The 18,288-nt window shown below is 59.8% G+C and carries 19 protein-coding genes; 5 read left to right on the top strand and 14 right to left on the bottom strand.

The window, feature by feature from the left end:
* The first annotated feature begins 9 nt into the window (after positions 1–9).
* Complete coding sequence (locus GR198_RS02000; protein ID WP_164067159.1) at positions 10–1,554, top strand: ABC transporter substrate-binding protein; 1,545 nt, start codon at positions 10–12, stop codon at positions 1,552–1,554.
* Between the two features lie 132 nt (positions 1,555–1,686).
* Positions 1,687–3,135: a M20 family metallopeptidase gene (locus tag GR198_RS01995; protein ID WP_164067156.1), complete on the top strand. Its 1,449-nt coding sequence runs from the start codon at positions 1,687–1,689 to the stop codon at positions 3,133–3,135.
* Positions 3,136–3,212: 77 nt separating this feature from the next.
* Here the strand turns inward: GR198_RS01995 and GR198_RS01990 are convergent, their stop codons facing one another.
* Together GR198_RS01990 and GR198_RS01985 are read right to left on the bottom strand one after the other, a co-directional pair.
* Positions 3,213–3,653, bottom strand: coding sequence for a DMT family transporter (locus GR198_RS01990; RefSeq protein ID WP_164026881.1), 441 nt, complete (start codon positions 3,651–3,653; stop codon positions 3,213–3,215).
* Positions 3,650–4,132: a DMT family transporter gene (locus GR198_RS01985; RefSeq protein ID WP_029874864.1), complete on the bottom strand. Its 483-nt coding sequence runs from the start codon at positions 4,130–4,132 to the stop codon at positions 3,650–3,652. Before GR198_RS01985 ends, GR198_RS01990 begins: the two co-directional genes overlap by 4 nt.
* Before the next feature lie 299 nt (positions 4,133–4,431).
* Between GR198_RS01985 and GR198_RS01980 the strand changes: the two genes are divergently transcribed.
* Both GR198_RS01980 and GR198_RS01975 read left to right on the top strand, forming a co-directional pair.
* Positions 4,432–5,277: a pirin family protein gene (locus GR198_RS01980; protein ID WP_164067154.1), complete on the top strand. Its 846-nt coding sequence runs from the start codon at positions 4,432–4,434 to the stop codon at positions 5,275–5,277.
* 60 nt (positions 5,278–5,337) lie between these two features.
* Positions 5,338–5,556 (top strand): hypothetical protein, encoded by a 219-nt coding sequence (locus tag GR198_RS01975; RefSeq protein WP_003547964.1) that lies wholly within the window; start codon positions 5,338–5,340, stop codon positions 5,554–5,556.
* 54 nt (positions 5,557–5,610) lie between these two features.
* Here the strand turns inward: GR198_RS01975 and GR198_RS01970 are convergent, their stop codons facing one another.
* The 12 genes from GR198_RS01970 to GR198_RS01915 all read right to left on the bottom strand — a co-directional run bounded on the left by GR198_RS01970 (position 5,611) and on the right by GR198_RS01915 (position 16,949).
* Entirely contained in the window at positions 5,611–6,501 is an 891-nt protein-coding gene (locus tag GR198_RS01970) for a ribokinase (protein ID WP_164067151.1), read from the bottom strand.
* A complete protein-coding gene (locus GR198_RS01965; protein ID WP_138331411.1) occupies positions 6,498–7,370 on the bottom strand; it encodes a MurR/RpiR family transcriptional regulator in 873 nt (290 codons plus the stop codon). Before GR198_RS01965 ends, GR198_RS01970 begins: the two co-directional genes overlap by 4 nt.
* A complete protein-coding gene (locus tag GR198_RS01960) occupies positions 7,367–8,341 on the bottom strand; it encodes an ABC transporter permease (protein WP_164067148.1) in 975 nt (324 codons plus the stop codon). The genes GR198_RS01965 and GR198_RS01960 overlap by 4 nt, the downstream gene beginning before the upstream one ends.
* 17 nt (positions 8,342–8,358) lie before the next feature.
* Positions 8,359–9,867 carry a sugar ABC transporter ATP-binding protein gene (locus GR198_RS01955; protein WP_164067146.1) on the bottom strand — a complete coding sequence of 503 codons (1,509 nt, stop codon included), beginning with the start codon at positions 9,865–9,867 and terminating at the stop codon, positions 8,359–8,361.
* Between the two features lie 62 nt (positions 9,868–9,929).
* Positions 9,930–10,976, bottom strand: a complete 1,047-nt coding sequence (locus GR198_RS01950; RefSeq protein ID WP_164067143.1) for a sugar ABC transporter substrate-binding protein — start codon at positions 10,974–10,976, stop codon at positions 9,930–9,932.
* 26 nt (positions 10,977–11,002) lie between these two features.
* The gene (locus GR198_RS01945) at positions 11,003–11,992 is read right to left on the bottom strand and encodes a sugar phosphate isomerase/epimerase family protein (protein WP_164067140.1); all 990 of its coding nucleotides are present in this window, start codon (positions 11,990–11,992) and stop codon (positions 11,003–11,005) included.
* Between the two features lie 266 nt (positions 11,993–12,258).
* Positions 12,259–12,669, bottom strand: coding sequence for a TIGR02588 family protein (locus tag GR198_RS01940; RefSeq protein WP_130785127.1), 411 nt, complete (start codon positions 12,667–12,669; stop codon positions 12,259–12,261).
* Positions 12,670–12,675: 6 nt separating this feature from the next.
* Positions 12,676–13,602 carry a TIGR02587 family membrane protein gene (locus tag GR198_RS01935; RefSeq protein WP_164067137.1) on the bottom strand — a complete coding sequence of 309 codons (927 nt, stop codon included), beginning with the start codon at positions 13,600–13,602 and terminating at the stop codon, positions 12,676–12,678.
* 112 nt (positions 13,603–13,714) lie between these two features.
* Positions 13,715–14,602: a DUF1206 domain-containing protein gene (locus tag GR198_RS01930; RefSeq protein WP_164067134.1), complete on the bottom strand. Its 888-nt coding sequence runs from the start codon at positions 14,600–14,602 to the stop codon at positions 13,715–13,717.
* Positions 14,603–14,804: 202 nt separating this feature from the next.
* Entirely contained in the window at positions 14,805–15,338 is a 534-nt protein-coding gene (locus tag GR198_RS01925; RefSeq protein WP_164067131.1) for a GNAT family N-acetyltransferase, read from the bottom strand.
* Between the two features lie 19 nt (positions 15,339–15,357).
* Positions 15,358–16,179, bottom strand: a complete 822-nt coding sequence (locus GR198_RS01920; RefSeq protein ID WP_164024798.1) for a bifunctional allantoicase/(S)-ureidoglycine aminohydrolase — start codon at positions 16,177–16,179, stop codon at positions 15,358–15,360.
* A 116-nt stretch (positions 16,180–16,295) separates the two neighbouring features.
* A complete protein-coding gene (locus tag GR198_RS01915; protein ID WP_164067128.1) occupies positions 16,296–16,949 on the bottom strand; it encodes a glutathione S-transferase in 654 nt (217 codons plus the stop codon).
* A 123-nt stretch (positions 16,950–17,072) separates the two neighbouring features.
* Here GR198_RS01915 and GR198_RS01910 point away from each other — a divergent pair, with 123 nt between their 5' ends.
* A complete protein-coding gene (locus GR198_RS01910; protein ID WP_164067620.1) occupies positions 17,073–18,287 on the top strand; it encodes a polyhydroxyalkanoate depolymerase in 1,215 nt (404 codons plus the stop codon).
* Position 18,288: the final 1 nt, after the last annotated feature.

The following is an 18,288-nucleotide window of genomic DNA, read 5'->3' as shown; positions in this document are numbered from 1 at the left end:
GGTAGAACAATGCATAAGCTTCTTCTTGCAGGCACCATGTTGATGGCGATGACCGGCGTGGTCGACGCCCGCGACATCGTCGTGGCGCAAAGCTCCGATCTGCGCAGCAACAATCCGGGCGTCAATCGCGACGGCAATACCGATGGCGTCATCCTGCATATCGTCGAAGGGCTCGTCGGCTATGCCAACAACGGCGAGGTCAAGCCGCTGCTGGCAAAGAGCTTCGAAGTCTCGGCGGACGGGCTGACCTACAGCTTCAAACTGCGTGACGACGTCAAATTCCACAACGGCAAGACATTGACCGCCGATGACGTCGTGTGGAACTGGAACCGTTATCTCAAGCCCGAAACGAAATGGACCTGCCTTCCCGATTTCGACGGCAGCGGATCCGTGCATGTTACGGGGGTCAAGGCAGTCGATGCTTCCACAGTCACCATCACGCTGGAAAAGCCATCCGCAGTTTTCCTTGGCCTGATGTCGCGCCCCGAATGCGGTTACACCGGGATGATTTCGCCGGAATCGGTCGGCGCGGACGGAAGCTTCATCAAGCCGATCGGCACCGGTCCCTTCAAATGGGATGAATGGAAGAAGGGCGAGTATATCCATCTCGCCAAGTTCGACGATTATGTCTCGCCGCAGAACGACGGCAAGCCCGACGGCATGGTCGGCTCCAAACGCCCTCTCGTCGATGGCATCAAGTTCATGGTCATTCCCGATGCTTCGACCGTAAAGGCCGGCCTTCAGTCCGGGGTGCTCGATACCGCGGAGATTTCGCCGGACCTCATTCCCGAATTCAAGACCAGCGATACGATGCAACTGATCGTGGCGCGCAACAACGGCAAAAACCTCTTCTACATCCAGACGCGCGACAAGGTTCTGAGCAATCCCGGGGTGCGCCGCGCCATGGCGATGGCACTCGATCTCGACCAGCTCGTCGAGGCCGCCTCCAATGGCACCGGCGCAGCCAACGGTTCGATGGTTTCGCAAGACTCGCTCTATTTCGACGATGTCCAGAAGGAGCGTCTGCCCTACGACATCGAGGCCGCGAAGAAAGAGCTTGCGACGGCGGGCTACAAGGGCGAGCCGATTACCATCATCGCCAACAAGCGCAGCAACGTGCCAAGCTTCCCCGCCGCGGTGATGGCGCAGGCCATGATGCAGCAGGCAGGTCTCAATGTGCAGATCGAGGTGCTCGACTATGCGACGCAGGTCGATCGCCGCCGGTCCGGCAACTACCAGATCATCTCGCAATCGGTCGCGCCGCGGCTCGATCCGGCGCTGATGTACGGCTTCTATGTCGGCAACAAGGACAAGAATGCTTCCTTGATGTGGGATGACCCGAAGGCCGTCGAGTTGATGAGGGCGGCCTATGCGGAACCCGACCAGACGAAGCGTCAGGCGATCTTCGACGAGTTTCACACGCTGATGCTCAAGGAAATGCCGGGCATCTTCCTCTATGACATGGTCGATGTCTGGGGCGCGACCAAGAAGCTGAAGGGCCAGCCCGTCTGGCAATCGAATGCCCGTCTTTGGGAAGTTTCGCTCGACAATTGAGCCTGAACTGCCGCGCCCGGTGGGTCGGGCGCCGCCATCCCGTTTCGACAGTCAACAGGAGATCCGGCAGGCAGTCTGCCGGGTCCGGTGCAACACGTCCCTGTGGCGGCAGGGCAGACAACGAGGAATACCATGAATCTTGACGCGATCAGCTCCATTGCCGCGACGATCGAAAGGATGAAGCCGGATTATATCGCCCTCAGCGACAGTATCTGGGACTTCGCGGAACTGAAATTCGAGGAGCGGCGCTCGTCGCAATTACTGGCAAGGACACTCGAGGAAAACGGCTTTGCCGTGCGCCGCAACGTCGCAGGCATGGAAACGGCCTTCATCGGCGAAGTCGGCAGCGGCAAGCCGGTGATTGCTTTCCTCGGAGAATTCGATGCCCTGGCCGGAATGAGCCAGACCGCCGACCTGGCCGAGCCTCTTCCCGAGGCGGCGGGAGCAACCGGTCACGGCTGCGGGCACAATCTGCTTGGCGTCGGATCGCTGATGGCGGCGGTTGCGCTTGCCCGCCACCTCAAGGAGAACAACCTGCCCGGAACGGTGCGCTATTACGGCTGCCCGGGAGAGGAGGGCGGCTCCGGCAAGACCTTCATGGTTCGTGCCGGCGCATTCGACGACGTCGATGCCGCCCTGACCTGGCATCCGGCTCCGTTCAACGGTGTTCGCTCGACGAACAATCTTGCCGTTCTCGAATATTACTATCGCTTCAGGGGTGTCGCGGCCCATGCTGCCAACAGCGCCCATCTCGGCCGTTCGGCGCTCGATGCGGTCGAACTGATGAATGTCGGCGTCAATTTCCTGCGTGAACACATGCCGCAGGATTGTCGCGTTCACTACGCCATCACCGACACCGGCGGCAGGGCCGCCAATGTCGTGCAGGCCAGCGCCGAGGTTCTCTATCTGATCAGGGCGCCTGACATGCCGCAGGCTCTTGAGCTTGCCGGGCGCGTCGAGAAAGTTGCACGAGGTGCGGCGATGATGACCGAAACCGCCGTCGAGATCGTGTTCGACACGGCCTCGACGAACCTTCTTCCCAACATCACGCTTGAAACGGCAATGCACGAGAACATGGTCGCGCTCGGGCCGATAGCCTTCGACGAGGCCGACATCGCCTTCGCCAAGAAAATCCAGGATACCTTCACGCAGGAGGCGATCAGGAGCAGCATCCGTCTCTATCAGATCAAGGGCGATGTATTCTCCAACGCCAGGGTCGATGGCTCGACGCCCTTGCACACCGGCCTGCGCGATTTCGAGGGACAATCACATTTCCGGGCCGGATCGACCGATGTCGGCGATGTCAGCTGGGTAACGCCAACCGCGCAATGCTGGGCGCCAGCCTGGGCGATCGGCACCAATCCCCATACCTGGCAAGTCGTTGCGCAGGGAAAAACCCCGGCCGCGCACAGGGCCATGGCGCATGCGGCCAAGACGCTTGCGACCACGGGGCTCGCATTGATGTCGTCATCCGACCTCCTGGCAGCCGCGACAGCCGAGTGGCGGGAAAAGACCAGCGGCAAAGCCTATGTGTGCCCGATCCCCGACGATGTGATGCCTGCATCGGTTCATAGCCGGTAACTCTGCCCTGAGAACACCGCGCCTAAGAGATGCTGCGGGGGCGGGGCGCCATTCCCCGCCGTCCATCCGTCTCGTGGCTATTGCGCGCCACCGGCTTTGCGTCGTCTCCGGCTGACCATCATTCCGCCGACGATGAGAACAATTCCGGTCGCGTTCGCCCAAAATGACGCTGGAACGTCGCGCGCATAATCAAGCACCACCCCTGTCACCATCTGGCCACCGATGATCAACAGAGCCGAATTCACCGCGCCTATTCGAGCAATCGCCCAACTGCCCGCCGCCACGAAAATAACGCCGATGGAACCACCCAGATAGGCATACCAAGGCGCCTCGGCAGCGCCCGCAGGAAGCAGACCTCCGACAAAGAGACCAAGGCAGGTGAGTGCAGCAAAGCCTATGGCATGGTTCCAGAAGGATGCGATCAGCGGCGTCGTCGATATGCTCAACCGCCCATTGAGCTGACGACTGAGGCCGACGAGCACACCACCCAGGCACGCGAGGAGAATGAACACCGTCATGCCGCACCTCGCCCAAACAGGATGATGAGTGCAGCCCCAGTGACGACCAAGCCGAGTGCTACGATGTCCCGCATATCCGGACGCCGCTTTGGCAGACCGAACAGTCCCCAACTGTCGGCCGCGACGCTGAAGGCGACCTGGCCTGCCAAACCCAAAGCCAAGGTGCCGGAGAGCCCGAGCGGCGAGTTGACCGCAGTCGAGGTCAGAATGACCGTTGCCGCGCCGGATATCCCCCCGAGATAAGCCCACCAAGGTGCGTTGGGGGTTTTTTCTACCAACGGCGTGCGCCGGCGGTGAACCACCAGGAGAAGAATAACGGCTGCGATGATGCCTGTACCGTGCGCAGTCCAAGATGAGAACAGGGGATTGCCATAACGGGCCAACTCGCCGTTGAGGTGCACCATGAAAGTCAGGAGCCCGCCCGTGGCGAAGGCTCCGATGAAGTAGATGGGATGCGAATTACGTGCTTCGGTAGTCATTGCAGATCCTGTCAAAGAATCGATTGCGCCCGATATTTTTCAAATTGTCACTACAGCGCCGCTGCGTCTTTTCGAGAGCCGCAAAGGACGCAGCAGCACTTTGAATTATGCAGTTCGAAGACGGATTTCTCGCGTGGACGAATGCATCGACCATGGTTCCTGATTAGGACGGTACGTCTCAGCGGATTTCCTGCCTGGCGTCAATCGTGGTCCGACAAACATCCTTTCCATTGACGGGCCCTTCCGGCAGATGGCTAATGGCCGGGTGTCGTCACTGCCTTGCAAGCATGGAGGATGCGATGCTGATCAAGGGCGAACGAACATTCGTGGTGCGGGATGCGGGAGGCTTCGTCGCACATGTCAACATGCCGGGCTGGTTGAAGCCGAAGCCGACCGATCACGGCCAGGGCCCTCTCGCCATGGTCGTTGAATCCATCCTCGACCCTGGCCGCCTGGTTGCGATGCATGAGCACCGGAACGACGAGATCATTTCCTGGGTGCCCGACGGCGTCATGCGTCACGACGACAAGGCCGCCGGCCGGTTGGTGATCGACCGTAATCATCTGATGGTGATGAATGCCGGGGTCAGCTTTTGGCATTCCGAAGAGACGCTGGCATCCGATCCGCCTCTGCGAATGCTTCAGATCCTCGTTCGCCCTCGTGCCGTCGATCTCGAGCCGAAGATCCAGTACGGAGCTATGCCGGCTGCCGCGGCAAACGTCTGGCGACACTTGGTCGGGCCGGAAGGGGAGGGCGCGCCCTTCTATGTCCGCAGCGCGATCGACTTCTTCGACATACGGCTAGACGCGGGCGTACGGGTGGAATTCCCGCAGAAACGAGGCCGAGACCTCTATTTCTATGTCTTCAGCGGTTCCGTAGTCGTCAATAAGCAGACGTTCGCCGAAGGCGAGCAGGGGCTGCATTTATCGGATGACAAGCTCGAAGTAGAGGCGCAGAGTGCAAGCACGTTGGTCGCGTTTCTGCTCGACCCGAACGCATCTATCACCAGGCAGGGGACTGTCGGCGACCACAAGAAGATCCCGCCGGCAATCATCGTTCGCGCGTTTCTGAGGTGGAAGAAATTGCGCGATATGTGGCGTCGTCATCTTTCGCATCGCCGCTCGAAGGCCAAAAGGGCAATATGAATGGAACAAGGATGCCCTTAACGGGTTTCGAACCTTAGCGTTCAATAGGAGGAGCATTTCATGCCTACGGTTGCCGCCACACCCATCACCCCACCAGACCAGCACGTTGTAACTGCGCGCGAAGCCATCGAGCCACTTTATGAGAAGCTTGAGCTTCAAACGGAATCGCTGGTCCTGTCTGCGGCGCTGGAAGCGGGATGGTCTTCAGACGAGGCAACCGAGGCGCTGGCGGCGCTTAGACTACAGGATGCACTTTCCACCCTTGGACGAACGGCCTGACCAATAAAGACTCCGAGAACAATCGACGTCTCCTGTCGGAATGCCGACTATCAGTTATCGAACGGTCTCGCGCGGCGTGCTGACTAGCACGGCGGCTGCATGATTAGCGGCGTGGAGCGCGCCCTCCAGTCCAGTCCCACCTGCGATTTCAGCGGCCAGCACGCCGGTGAATTCGTCCCCGGCGCCGTGGGTGCTGACAAGCCTCACCTTGATGGCTTCGATCAAGAATTCCTGGCCTGGCTTCGTCGCGCAGGCAAGGCCTTCGCCGCCCGCTGTGACGACTGCGGCGGGATACGTCTTGGCAAGCAGACGCGCAGCGTCAAGAGCGCCCGCGAGCGAGTCGAATATGGCGACGTCGGTCAGCTGTTCAGCTTCGATCGCGTTGACGACGATGACGTCGACCAGTTCGGAGAGTGCGAGAGGCAGATCGCGCGCCGGTGCCGCGTTGAGGATGACCCGCCCTCCGGCCGACTTCATCGCTTTGGCGGCGGCGACATTGGCGGCGTCAGGGACTTCGTTCTGCAGAACAAGGACACTTTGCTCGCCGAAGAGTTCCGATGCTCGATCCACATCCGATTGTCCGAGGGTGAGATTGCTTCCGGACACGATTACGGCCCCATAGTCGCCCTCGCGGTCGAAGATCGCCACGCTCATGCCGCTCCCGCCACTGTCCGCTACCTTGACGAATTGGTTATCGACACCTTGCCGATCGAGATTTTCCACCAGCGCTCGGCCGAAGGCATCATCGGCGACCGCGCCGATCATCGCGGTCCGGATGCCGGTCTTTGCAGACGAAACCGCCTGGTTGCCGCCCTTGCCGCCGCACTTCGGATGCCAACTCTCCCCCGTCACTGTTTCGCCTTTTCGCGGTCGCGCCGGGCCATGCACCATGATGTCGTAGTGCAGGCTTCCAAAGACGATAACGGAGGGGGAGGCGGTCGTCATATGATCTTGTCCTTGCGTTTCGATGCTACCGCGGACATCGTTTTTTCGAGGTTCTTTTCCGCCGCGTCGTAGTTGCGTTGAGCGACCGCGACGAAGAGCGCGTCGAGAATGTTGAGCTGGGCGATCCGGGCGGCGGCGTTTTCGCCCATCAGAGGCGAACCCTGGGCCGTCGAGCAAAGAACGATATCGGCGATCTGGGCGAGCGGCGAACCACCGTAATTGGTGATGGCGACTGTCCGCGCGCCGCTCTTTCTGGCCAGCTGCAATGCGTCGATCACCGCCGTAGTATTGCCGGAATGAGAGAAGGCAACCGCCACGTCATCCGCTCCGAGCAACGACGCCGACATCAGCATCATGTGAGAATCGTCCTGCACATTCGCTCTCACCCCGATCCGCAGGAACTTATGGGCGACATCGCGCGCGATTTGGGCAGACCCGCCGACGCCGTAGAAATCCCTCTGGCCAGCCTTCGTAAGGAGGTCCGCCGCCCGGTCGAAAGCATCGACGTCCAAAATTGCCAGCGTTTCCTCAAGCGCATGGATCGAGGTTCGGAATACCTTCAGAATGATCTCCCGCGAGCTATCTTCGACGGAAAGCTCCTGATGCATCTCCGCCGTCGGAAGCTTGTTGTAGCTCGACACCGCCGAACGAAAATCCCGGTAGCCATTGAAACCGAGCTTCTTGGTGATCTTCACCACCATGGCTTCGGAGACCCCGGCCTCAGCGGCGATGTCCTTGAGCGAGGTGTCCTCCGAGAAATCGCGCAATCCAAACACCGTTTCCACGACCCGGGCTTCCAAAGGGGTAAGCTGCGGCATCATCATCCGGATGCGCGGACCCACCGCCTTGAGATCATTTGCAGAATTCATCCTCTACCCCTTGTGACGCGATCGATCATCATCGCGACAAGGATGATAAGACCAGTGGCCAGAAGTTGATAGAAGGCCTGAACGTTCATCAACGTCAGTCCGTTACGCATCGCGCCGAGGATGATCGCACCGAGGATCGTGCCGACGATGCTTCCTTTGCCGCCCATGAGTGAGGCGCCGCCGATAGCGGCCGCCGCGATCGCGTCGAGTTCCCAGAGATTGCCAAGGATGGGCTCTGCTGCGCCAAGGCGACCGATCAGGATCATGGAGGCCAGGGCGGCGAGGACACCTGAGATCACATAGGCGGTGATTTTGGTGACGGCGATCGGCACGCCGGCAACATAGGCGGCCTCTTCGTTCCCGCCGACGGCAAGCAGATATTCACCGAGGGGCGTCTTCTTGAGCAGCACCCAGGCGAGAAAGGCTACGACCGCGACCATGATAACCGGATTGGGAATGCCCATCAGGGAGCCGTTGAATAGCGCGCGAAAACCCTGGGGGACGCCAAGCACCGGATTTCCGCCGGTATAGATCAGCGCAATGGCCCGGTAGGTGCTCAGCGTACCGAGGGTGACGATGAAAGGTTGCAGGCCGGCATAGGCCACGAGGACGCCATTGACGAGGCCGCAAAGAACGCCAATCCCGAGACCGGCCAGCATCGCGAGCGGAACGGGAATTCCGGCAACAAGCAGCGTCGCCGTGATCACCGCCGCTATTGCCGCGGTCGGTCCCACCGAGAGATCGATGCCGCCGGAAATGATCACCAGCGTCATCCCGAGGGCCAGGCAGGCATTGATGCTCGACTGCTGCAGAATGTTGAGCAAATTCCGCTGGGAGAGAAAGTCAGGAGCCAGCAATCCAAAAATGACCACGATGGCGATCAGTCCGATCAAGGTGCCGGCGTCTCGCACCGAGAACGATCCGAAGAGTTTGGAGGAGGGCACCGCGGCATTCTGGGTTGTGTCAGACATGGAATTGTTCCTGTGGGTCATGCCGCGCCAAGGCGACTGTCGGCCTTCCCAACGGCATGGGAGACGATGGTTTCTTCGGATAGCTGGTCGCGACTAAGCTCGGCGACGATCGTGCCGTCGCGCATGACAAGCACTCGGTCCGAGACGCGCATCACTTCCGGAAGCTCGGAGGAGACGACGATCACCGAATGACCTTCTGCAGCGAGGGCCTCGATGAGGTGGTAGATTTCGGATTTCGCGCCGACGTCGATACCTCGCGTCGGCTCGTCGAACAGCAGAATGCGCGAACCCGCCGCCAGCCACCGTGCGATGATCGCCTTCTGCTGATTGCCGCCGCTGAATAACCTGATCTGCCGATCGAGCTGGAATGGCCGGAGGTTGACGCGCCTGAGTAGGTCTTCTGCAGTCCGCTTGAGCCTCAGGTGATTGATGATCCCGCCTTTCGAGAAGCGGCTCATGGAGGGCAGCGCCATGTTGATGGTGACGGACCGGCCTGGGATGATGCCTTCGCGCTTGCGCTCCTCGGGAAGGAGACCGATGCCCGCGGCAATGGCCGCGCGCGGATCGGAGAGCGTCAGCAGCTTCCCGTCGACCTTCACGGTTCCCGACGTCACCCTGTCGGCACCTGAGAGCGCGCGCAAGAGTTCAGTCCGGCCGGAACCGACAAGTCCTGCCACGCCCAGAACCTCACCGCTGTGAAGATCGAAGGATATATCTCGGACACGCGCCGAATTGAGGTTCCGCACCTCGACGCTTACGGTGTTCGTCGCATACGAGTGATGGTCCTCGGCCAGGAGCTCGCGGCCAACCATCATCGCGATGACCTCGGCCGTTGCGGTTTTCCTCAGATCGACCATCCCGACGACCTTGCCGTCGCGCATGACCGTGGCGCGCTGGCAGATCCGGAACACCTCGTCCATCTTGTGGGACACGTAGATAATGGAGACGCCGGTCGCCGCCAGCCGCTCGATGATCTCGGCCAGTCGGTCGAATTCGCTCGGTGTCAGGCTGGACGTCGGTTCGTCCATGGCGATGATCTTCGCCTTGTCCAAGAGCGCGCGGGCGATCTCGACGACCTGCCGCTGCGCGACCTTCAGCGAGGAAATGGGAGCGGCGGGATTGATGGAGGGATCGATCATCGCGAGCGCCTCGGCTGCGCGCCGTTCTTGCTCCCGGCGATTGACTACGATGCCGCCGAAACGGGTCAGCGAGTGACCGAGGAACATGTTCTGCGCCACAGTAAGATGCGGCACCTGTTGAAGCTCCTGGTGAATCATGGCGATCCCGGCCTGGCGAGCACTTTCGGGGCGCCTGAAGTGATGGGCGGCACCGTCAACCCTCACTTCCCCTTCCGTTGGGCGAAAGACGCCGGACAGGATGCGAAGCAGCGTGGACTTGCCGGCACCGTTCTCGCCGAGCAGTGCATGGATCTCACCGGGCGCGACCTCGAAGGAGACGTCGGAGAGCGCTTTGACGCCGGGAAAGACCTTGGAGATATTCTCGAACGCCAATCTGGGAGTAGCCATGGAAATCCAACCTTTGAGAATTTGGACGGCCGGCCATGCCGGCCGTCCCGCGTGAGAGACGTTTAGTTTCCAGCCGCTTTCATCAGCACCGAGCGCACATCGACACCTTCGCCTTGGAAGTCGTTGATGTTGTCTTTGGTAATGAGAGCCTGTGGTGTTGCGACCACGCGCGGCAGCTTCTGACCTGCGACGAGGCGGAGTGCGACCTCCATCGCTACCTCACCGGTCAAAACCGGGAAGCTGTCGACCGTACCCGTCAGTTCGCCCGCTGCGATCGACTTGTAGGCATCGGAGATACCGTCCGTGCCAAAGACGACGACCTTGTCCTGCAGGCCCGCAGCCTTCACAGCCTCGACAACGCCTAGCGCCATGCCGTCATTGTTGCAGTAGAAGCCGACGAGGTCGGGATGCTGCTGGAGAATATTGGTCGCTGCGTCATAAGATGTCTGGCGATCCCAATTGCCCGGCACGCTCGCGACGACAGTGAACTTGCCACCGTCCTCGATCGTGCTCTTGAAGCCGTCGGTGCGCTGGACGGCGGCGTAGACGCCCGCTTGGCCTTCGATGATGGCGACTTTTCCACCATTGGCACGGTTGTCGATGAACCACTTTGCGACGCGAACACCGTTGTCACGCTGAACGTTGCCGACATAGTGTTCCGCCTGCGGGATCACTGCGTCATTGACGTTGACGACAGGGACGTTGGCGGCCTTGGCCTGCTCAATCACCGGCTGGAGATTGGCGTCGGTCTGCGGAGAGACCAGCAAGACATTGTAGCCTTGGGTGACCATACCCTCGGCGATCGTCAACTGACCGAGCTGGTCGCCTTCGCTCTGGGCCGCCTGATAGGCCACTGTTACGCCGAGCTTGTCGGCGAGCTTCTGGTATCCTTCGCCGAGCGAACGCCAATATTCATTAGTCAGCGTCTTGGAAACACCGCCGACTTTGAGGCCGTCGGGCAGCTTTGGCATTGCGCCGTGTTTGGCTTCCAGTGCCGACCAGGCCATGCGGTCCGGCTCGGAATCCGAGTTCAGCGGCTTGAGTTCCTGTGCCATCGTGATGCCAGCACAAAGGGTTGCGGCGAAAGCCACAGCGAAAAATCTCTTCATGTATTCCTCCCGGAGGGTTTGGTGGTTTAGTGCTCCGCGCCGAACATCAGCTCCTGTACGATGGCCTGCGTGGAAACGGCGTCCTGTCGGTCAATCGCGTTTGCGAGGCGATTGTCCTGCTCGAGGCGGTCGACGACCTTCAACATCCGCTGAACGGTCTTGATGTTGACCTCGCATTCATGAACCGGATCGAGCCCGGTCATATCGGGGAACGTGTCGAAATAAATCGCGCCGTCATAACCATCGCGGCGAATCTGGCGGAGCAACTCGATGGTCTGAAGCGTGTGGACGGCACCAACCATCAGGCCGTCGTCGCGCTTTGCATAGCCGTCATTGAGATGGACGCCGAGCACGCGGCTGTGGCGGGCGATCAAGGCGGCCGCATGTGCAGGCTGCTCGTCTGCATAGAGGACATGCGCAAAGTCCAGCGTGACACCCAGGTTCTTCGCGCCGACGTCCTTGATGGCGAGCAACGTCGTGGCCGCATCCGGCATCAGGCTATAAGAGCGAGGCTCGTTCGGCTTGTACTCAATCGAGATCAGGCAATCGGGATCGTGCGCGCATACTTCACGGATTCCATCGAGTTCGTGTTGCCACATCTTCGCATAGTCGACCTGGAAGGAATAGTCGAAGCCGTCCTGGCCAAGCCATATCGTCATCAGCTTCGACCCGGCTTCACGGGCGGCATCGATCCCTTTCTTCGTCAGATCGATCGCCTCGCGCCGGACGGGTTCATCCGGATGTGTGAAAGCGCCGAGCTTGAAGGCAGGACTTGTGTAGTAGCGCATAGCGAAGCCATTGATTGAAAGCCCGAGATTGCCGAGTTTTTGCGCAAGTTCCGCCGGATTTTCATTGACATGGTCTGGATAGTTCAGGTCGAGGTCGGTCAAACCTTTCACCCGGGCGGCGCGTTCGGCCATTTGCATGACCGACGGCTTTGTGGACTGGCCCGGCCATTCCCGATGAGCAGCGGAAGCGAATGAATTGAGGCGGGTGGCAAAGCGTGTCGGATTCAAGGCATCAGTCCCATCTGTGAAGTTGTGCACTACTTCACAGATTATGATGTCTTTGTAAAGTATGAATCGCTTTTATGGTGCCGAAATTGTGTGTTGCATTGCGAAAGGCAATCACCAACTGACTAGTTTTGCAGCAAATCGACAACGCTGAATGGGTTGGCTCGAGAGAACGAAGTGCGGCCGCGCTATCTGCCGTCAACAGCGCTATCTAAGAGCAGCGGAGGCATCACCGGCGGCGAGATGGACGTCGAAACGTAGCATCTCGACTATGGCTCATCAAATGAGGACGCTCTGACCGTCAAAGTCTTCCCGGCGGGGTCTTGCTGGAATATCAGCCCACCTTTGGCTTTCGAGTGTCCCGGGACATAGTCCAAGACGGTCTCGACGTTTTCAAGCACCGAACCTTGTTCTCGTATCTCGCCCTGGACGGTTACCTGCGACGCAGTCGCGCTTGAATCGTTTCGGATTTCGAAGAGGACCTGAAAGCCACCGCCGCGCTTTTCGGTTTGCAGCACGACCCCGACCAGATTCGGCGAAGAATCACGGTCCACCAATGCATCCTTGCCAATCCAAGCAATCACGCCAAGGACAATTACGGCCGAGACGACGCCCGTGGCCCATTCAATCCAATGCGGTTCGCCTGCTTCCACATTTTTGTCGTTGAAGATTTTTGTCATGGTGCCTCACAGGATCAGGCGAGCTGCTGCCGCGCCAATGGCACCGGGAAAGCTCAGAACGACAACGGCCATAAGGATTTGGGTAGACCCGATGTCATCGGTTCTATGGAACGTCCAGAGGCAATAGGCACTGATCAGACCGGCAATTACGTAGCCCGGCAGGGTGAAGCGAACGAAAGCGTGCCAGCTTGGCATACCCTCGGCGAGATCGTGGCTCCCCTTGAAAGAAAGGGCGTAAACGAACCCATGCATGACTGCCAGCGAGGCGGCGATCATGAGCAGGCCATGCCACGGCGTCATCTTGTACGAGAGCAAGATCATTTCCTCGGTGGGCGCGACGTTGAGGTTGAGGAACAGGGCGCCGACCGCCATCAGGAATAGTTCACCGGCGTAGCTCGTTTCCCGTTCGTGGATTGGGTCATCACTATCGCCTTGCTTGGCATCGTCACCATCGTCCGATTGTCCGCCGAGCTGGCTCCTACCTAGCATCGCGCCGATGCTGGCAGGTATGGCTTGGATGGCGATTATTCCGATAATCTCGTGCGGAGATTGGTCGTATTTCAGAACCCCCATGGCGATAAGGATCAGTGCGCTGCCCAGAACCCCAAGGCCGTAGGCAATGCTTGCGTCACGGATCGCTTGTCGCCAGGTCGACGTCCGCTCAAATCCGATCCGGTCCGAGAGAATAACGAGGAGAGGAATATTGACGATCAACAAGAGAAACAGGCGGCTGCGGTCCATGTAGAAGCCGAGCTCCCACATTTCCATGGTCATGAACATGGGCAGCGCGAAAAGCAATGCTCCAGCAATACCGCGTGCAATCCCTGCAAAAAATTTGCGGCTGTCGAAATCCTCATGCGTGGTCGCGACACTCAAGTTAGATCCCCCCCTAAATGAAGAACTCCCACCACCCGTAAACCGAGGCAACGGCATTCAAAGCGCACGCGCTCGCTGCAGAAGCGCGGGTTGGACGCATGAGCACCAGCGCCGCCGAAGCCAAAGCCGTCATGGACATCAAAGTTGACATGACTTTTCTCAATGCTTCTCAGTTGTGAGATAGTGGCAGTTCCGACCGTACCTGCGAGAGTTTTGGTGTCGACACGGTTCGATATCGTGCCTCGACCAAATTATAGATCCCGAACGCAGCCAAGCCGATAGCCACGACGAGGTAGAGAACAGCTCCGAAAGGAAGCTGTCTCACGAAGGTCAAGGCATCACTTATGCTTCCCGCCTGGCCCGGATCGACGGTGAAGGCCGCATAGCAAAAGAAGATGCCGACGATCACGAAAACGACCCCACGGGAAACCAGCCCATAGACGCAAATCAATAACAGAGGTCGGCTTTGACCGAGCGTCAGATATCGCTCAAATCGCCGTGTGATACCTTTCAGCGCGGTAACAGCACCACCAACGACAAACCCGAGACCAATCGCACCGGCCAGGAATCGACCAAACGGTTGCGACATGGCCCAGGCTGCTAAGCCCTTTTCTCCGCCGTCGCCACCGGATCCAAAACCAAGGGCGTCCTGAAAGGCGTATATTGCCAACCCCATGTACGTCACGGCGCTCCCGAGGAGGGCGGCACGGATCAGGTAGCTTTTCACACTGTGGTCATGGTTGTCTGCGTTTGCGATGGACTGGGCAAGCCGCCATGCTACAAAGCCGAGTAGCCCGAGCCCTATCAAGCCCAGCCACACCCGGCCCAATGGCTGTTCCAAGACAGCGTCGAGCGCTGACTTGGTATCGGCCTTTCCGCCGCCGAAGCTCGAAAATACTGCCAGCGCAGCAACGAGCAAAAACACAATACCTCGGGCGCTGTATCCGGCCCGTGCAAGCCATTCAAATTTCGACCTGGTCATCTCTGGTTCCCCCGGCGCGGATTTAACGAGCGCCCAGCAAAACAGTTCCGACTTCTCCGCGATGAATGTCTTCAACGAGGCAAGCGCCTCGAACTTTTGTCGCAATTTTGACTGTCGGACGCCATGGGGTTCCCAATGAAACGAGATTGCGAGCAGCGCTAACTCAGTTCCATAAGATAGATTACGCCACTTTCACAATCATAGATTGCTCTCACTAGATGAACATACTCCTAGTTGTTTTAGGAATTCGGCTGGGACCTCCCCTGAGATCCGCCTTTCAAATACCGTTTGATGATCGCAGTTCATAGAGCACGTGATGGCGCAACGGATGCCGTTCGGCCAAATTGGGATGATCGAACTCACCGATCCGGTTCATCCCCAGTCGTCTCATCAAACCCCAGGAACTGCTGTTTGCGGGCACGGTGAAGCTGACGATGCGGTCAAGCTTCAAATCGTTGAATGCAAAGTCGAGAGACCGTTCCGCGGCCTCGCGCGCATAGCCGGCGCCGTGCCGCGATGCTGAAAGCCGCCAACCGATTTCGACTGCAGGGGCAAACGGCAAAGCCGGCGAAACCTTGGCGAGGCCGCACATGCCGATCAACTGGCCGCTTGCCTTCTCCTCCAGCGCCCAGAACCCCCAGCCATGATCCTCGAAGTGCCGGTCGATGCGGTCGAGCATCGCATCCGACTGTTGGTCGGTCAGAGGATTGAGATATCGGACGACGTCGGGCTCGGCATTGATCGCAGCGAAGGGCTTGCGATCCTGCGGTCGCCAGGGTCTCAAAATCAGACGTTCGCTTTCGAGCCTCATCGTCCCTCTGCGATAGATCCTACCAGAGCGTCATGTGACGGTTGACATCCTTGTAGAGCAGGTAGCGGAAACGGCCGGGGCCGCCAGCGTAACACGCCTGCGGGCAGAAGGAGCGCAGCCACATGAAGTCACCGGCCTCGACCTCGACCCAATCCTGGTTCAGCCGATAGACCGCCTTGCCTTCCAGCACGTAGAGACCATGCTCCATGACATGGGTTTCCATGAAGGGGATCACGGCACCCGGCTCCAAAGTCACGATATTCACGTGCATGTCGTAGCGGACATCGGCCGGATCGATGAACCGGGTCGTCCCCCAGCGTCCATCGGTGTCCGGCATTGCCGAAATGGGGTGCTGGTCCTCATGCGTGACGATCGCCGGCGGCGGCTCCAGCCCCTCGACCTCTTGAAATACCTTCCGAATCCAGTGGAATTTTGCCGCAGTCGAGCCGCCGTTTTTCAGGCGCCAGACCGAACCCGCCGGAATATAGGCGAACGAACCGGCGCGCAGCGCGTGGCTGACGCCGTCGAGTTCCACCGTCATCTCGCCTTCAACGACGAACAGGACCGCTTCGGCCCGCTTGTCAGGCTCCGGCCGGTCGCTTCCGCCGCCCGGCTGAACCTCCATCACATATTGCGAGAAGGTCTCGGAGAAACCGGAGAGCGGCCGGGAGAGGACCCATGCCCGTGTCCCCGTCCAATGGGGAAGGACGCTGGTGACGATATCGGTCATGACGCTGCGCGGGATGACCGCGTAGGCCGTGGTGAAAACGGCCTTGCTGGAAAGCAGTTCGGTCTGCGGCGGCAGTCCGCCGAGTTTGGAATAATAGTCGTTGTTGTTCATCGGTCCAGATTTCGCGGCATGTGGCACTGCATCTGATTTATGCGCCGCTCACCTTGCAGGCAACTCTTAATTCGTCGCGTGAAAATCGATGCGGAGCCGCACCGCCTGCGTTCCCGTCAGAACTCGACTTCCAACTCGACGATCTCGTCCGGCTCGACCATCGCCCCCTCGGTCCACTCACCCATCAGCGGCCAGGACAGCACCGTTTCCACATAGGCTTCGAGCTGCGGTTCGAATTCCACCGCATAGGTGCGGAAACGGGTGCAGACCGGCGCATACATCGCATCGGCCACGGTCGGCGCGGTGCCGAACAGCCAGGGGCCGCCGCTTGCCTCGAGGCATTCGGTCCAGATCGCCTTGACGCGCTCGACATCGGGCCGCGCGCCCGAAAATATCTTGAAGCTCGCATGCCGCGCCTTGAGGTTCATCGGCAAGGCCGAACGCAGGTTATGGAAACCCGAATGCATCTCGCCCGAGACCGACCGGCAGCGTGCGCGCGCTGCGCGCTCAGTGGGCCAGAGCCCCGCAGTGGGCGTCACTTCGTGGAGATATTCGGCGATCGCCAGCGTGTCCCAGACCGTCACATCGTCATGCGTCAGCCTCGGCACCAGAACCGATGGTGAAAGCAGAAGCAGTTCCTGGCGCGCCTCGTCATCCATCTCCACAAGCACTTCGGCGAAGTCCAGTCCCGCCATCCGGCACAGCAGCCAGCCGCGCAGAGACCAAGAGGAGTAGTTCTTCGAGGAAATCGTCAGTGCAGCTTGCGACATCGGGCTCGTATCCTTGTCGGACAATGTTGCTTCTTCCTCGATAATCTTCTCGCATGGCAGGACATATTCCACTAGCATTTTTTGCACCGCCGCATCGATGCGGCAGTGCGGGAGATTTCGGCCATGCTCTACCAGGCCTATCAGTTCCAGGATGATCTCATCGCGCCGCTCCGCGATCTGGCGCGGCGCTTGCAAATCTTCTCGGCGACAGCGCTCTGGGGATCCGGCAGCGAAATGGGACGGCACTTCGCCGCCGCGCTGGAGATGATCTCACGCTTCGAGATCACCCACCAACGTCCGGATTTCGCTATTACCTCGGTCATGATCGGCAATCGCGTGGTGCCCGTCACCGTCGAGACCGTGCTCGACATGCCCTTCGGCACGCTGCTGCGCTTTGCAACGGACACCGATGCAAAGCGGCCGCGGGTGCTGGTCGTCGCCCCGCTGTCCGGCCATTTCGCGACGCTCCTGCGCGGCACGGTGCAGACCCTGCTGCGCGATCACGACGTTTATATTACCGACTGGGCGAACGCCCGCGACGTGCCGCTGTCGGCCGGACGCTTCGGCATGGACGACTATGTCGATTATATCATGCATTTCCTGGAGGAAATCGGCCCCGGCGCTCATATCCTCGCCGTCTGCCAGCCCTGCGTACAGGCGCTGGCCGCCGTTGCCGTGATGTCGGAAGAGCGGCATCCAGCCACCCCGCGGACCATGACGCTGATGGCCGGGCCGATCGATCCGCGCGAAAGCCCGACGAAGGTCAACGAGCTTGCCGTATCGAAGTCGCTCGCCTGGTTCGAGAACTCGCTGATCACGGGCGTTCCCTGGCGTTATCGGGGTGCAGGACGGCGCGTCTATCCCGGTTTCCTCCAGCTCGTCGCCTTCATGTCGATGAACATGGAGCGCCACCAGGACGCCCATCGCAAGCTTTACGACCATCTGGCGAAGGGCGAGACGGCCGAGGCCGGCAAGATCAAGAAGTTCTACGACGAATATTTCGCCGTGCTCGACCTGACCGAAGAATTCTACATCGAGACCATCGAACGCGTCTTCCAGAAGGCGGAACTCGCGACCGGCGACCTCACCCACCATGGCCGCGAGGTCGACCCTGGCCAGATCCGCAACACGGCGCTTTTGACCGTCGAGGGCGGCCGCGACGATATCTGCGCGCTCGGCCAGACCTCGGCCGCGCACGATCTCTGTCGTTCGTTGCGCCCGCATCTGAAGCGCCATCATCTTCAGGCCAATGTCGGACATTACGGCGTCTTCAGCGGCCGCCGCTGGGAGGGAGAGATCTATCCCGTCGTGCGCAACATGATCCTGGCGATGGAATAGT

It is taken from the genome of Rhizobium leguminosarum (assembly GCF_010668065.1).
Lineage (GTDB): Bacteria > Pseudomonadota > Alphaproteobacteria > Rhizobiales > Rhizobiaceae > Rhizobium > Rhizobium leguminosarum_S.
Note: the sequence above shows the minus strand (reverse complement) of the source record. Positions and strands in the feature narration are given on the sequence as shown.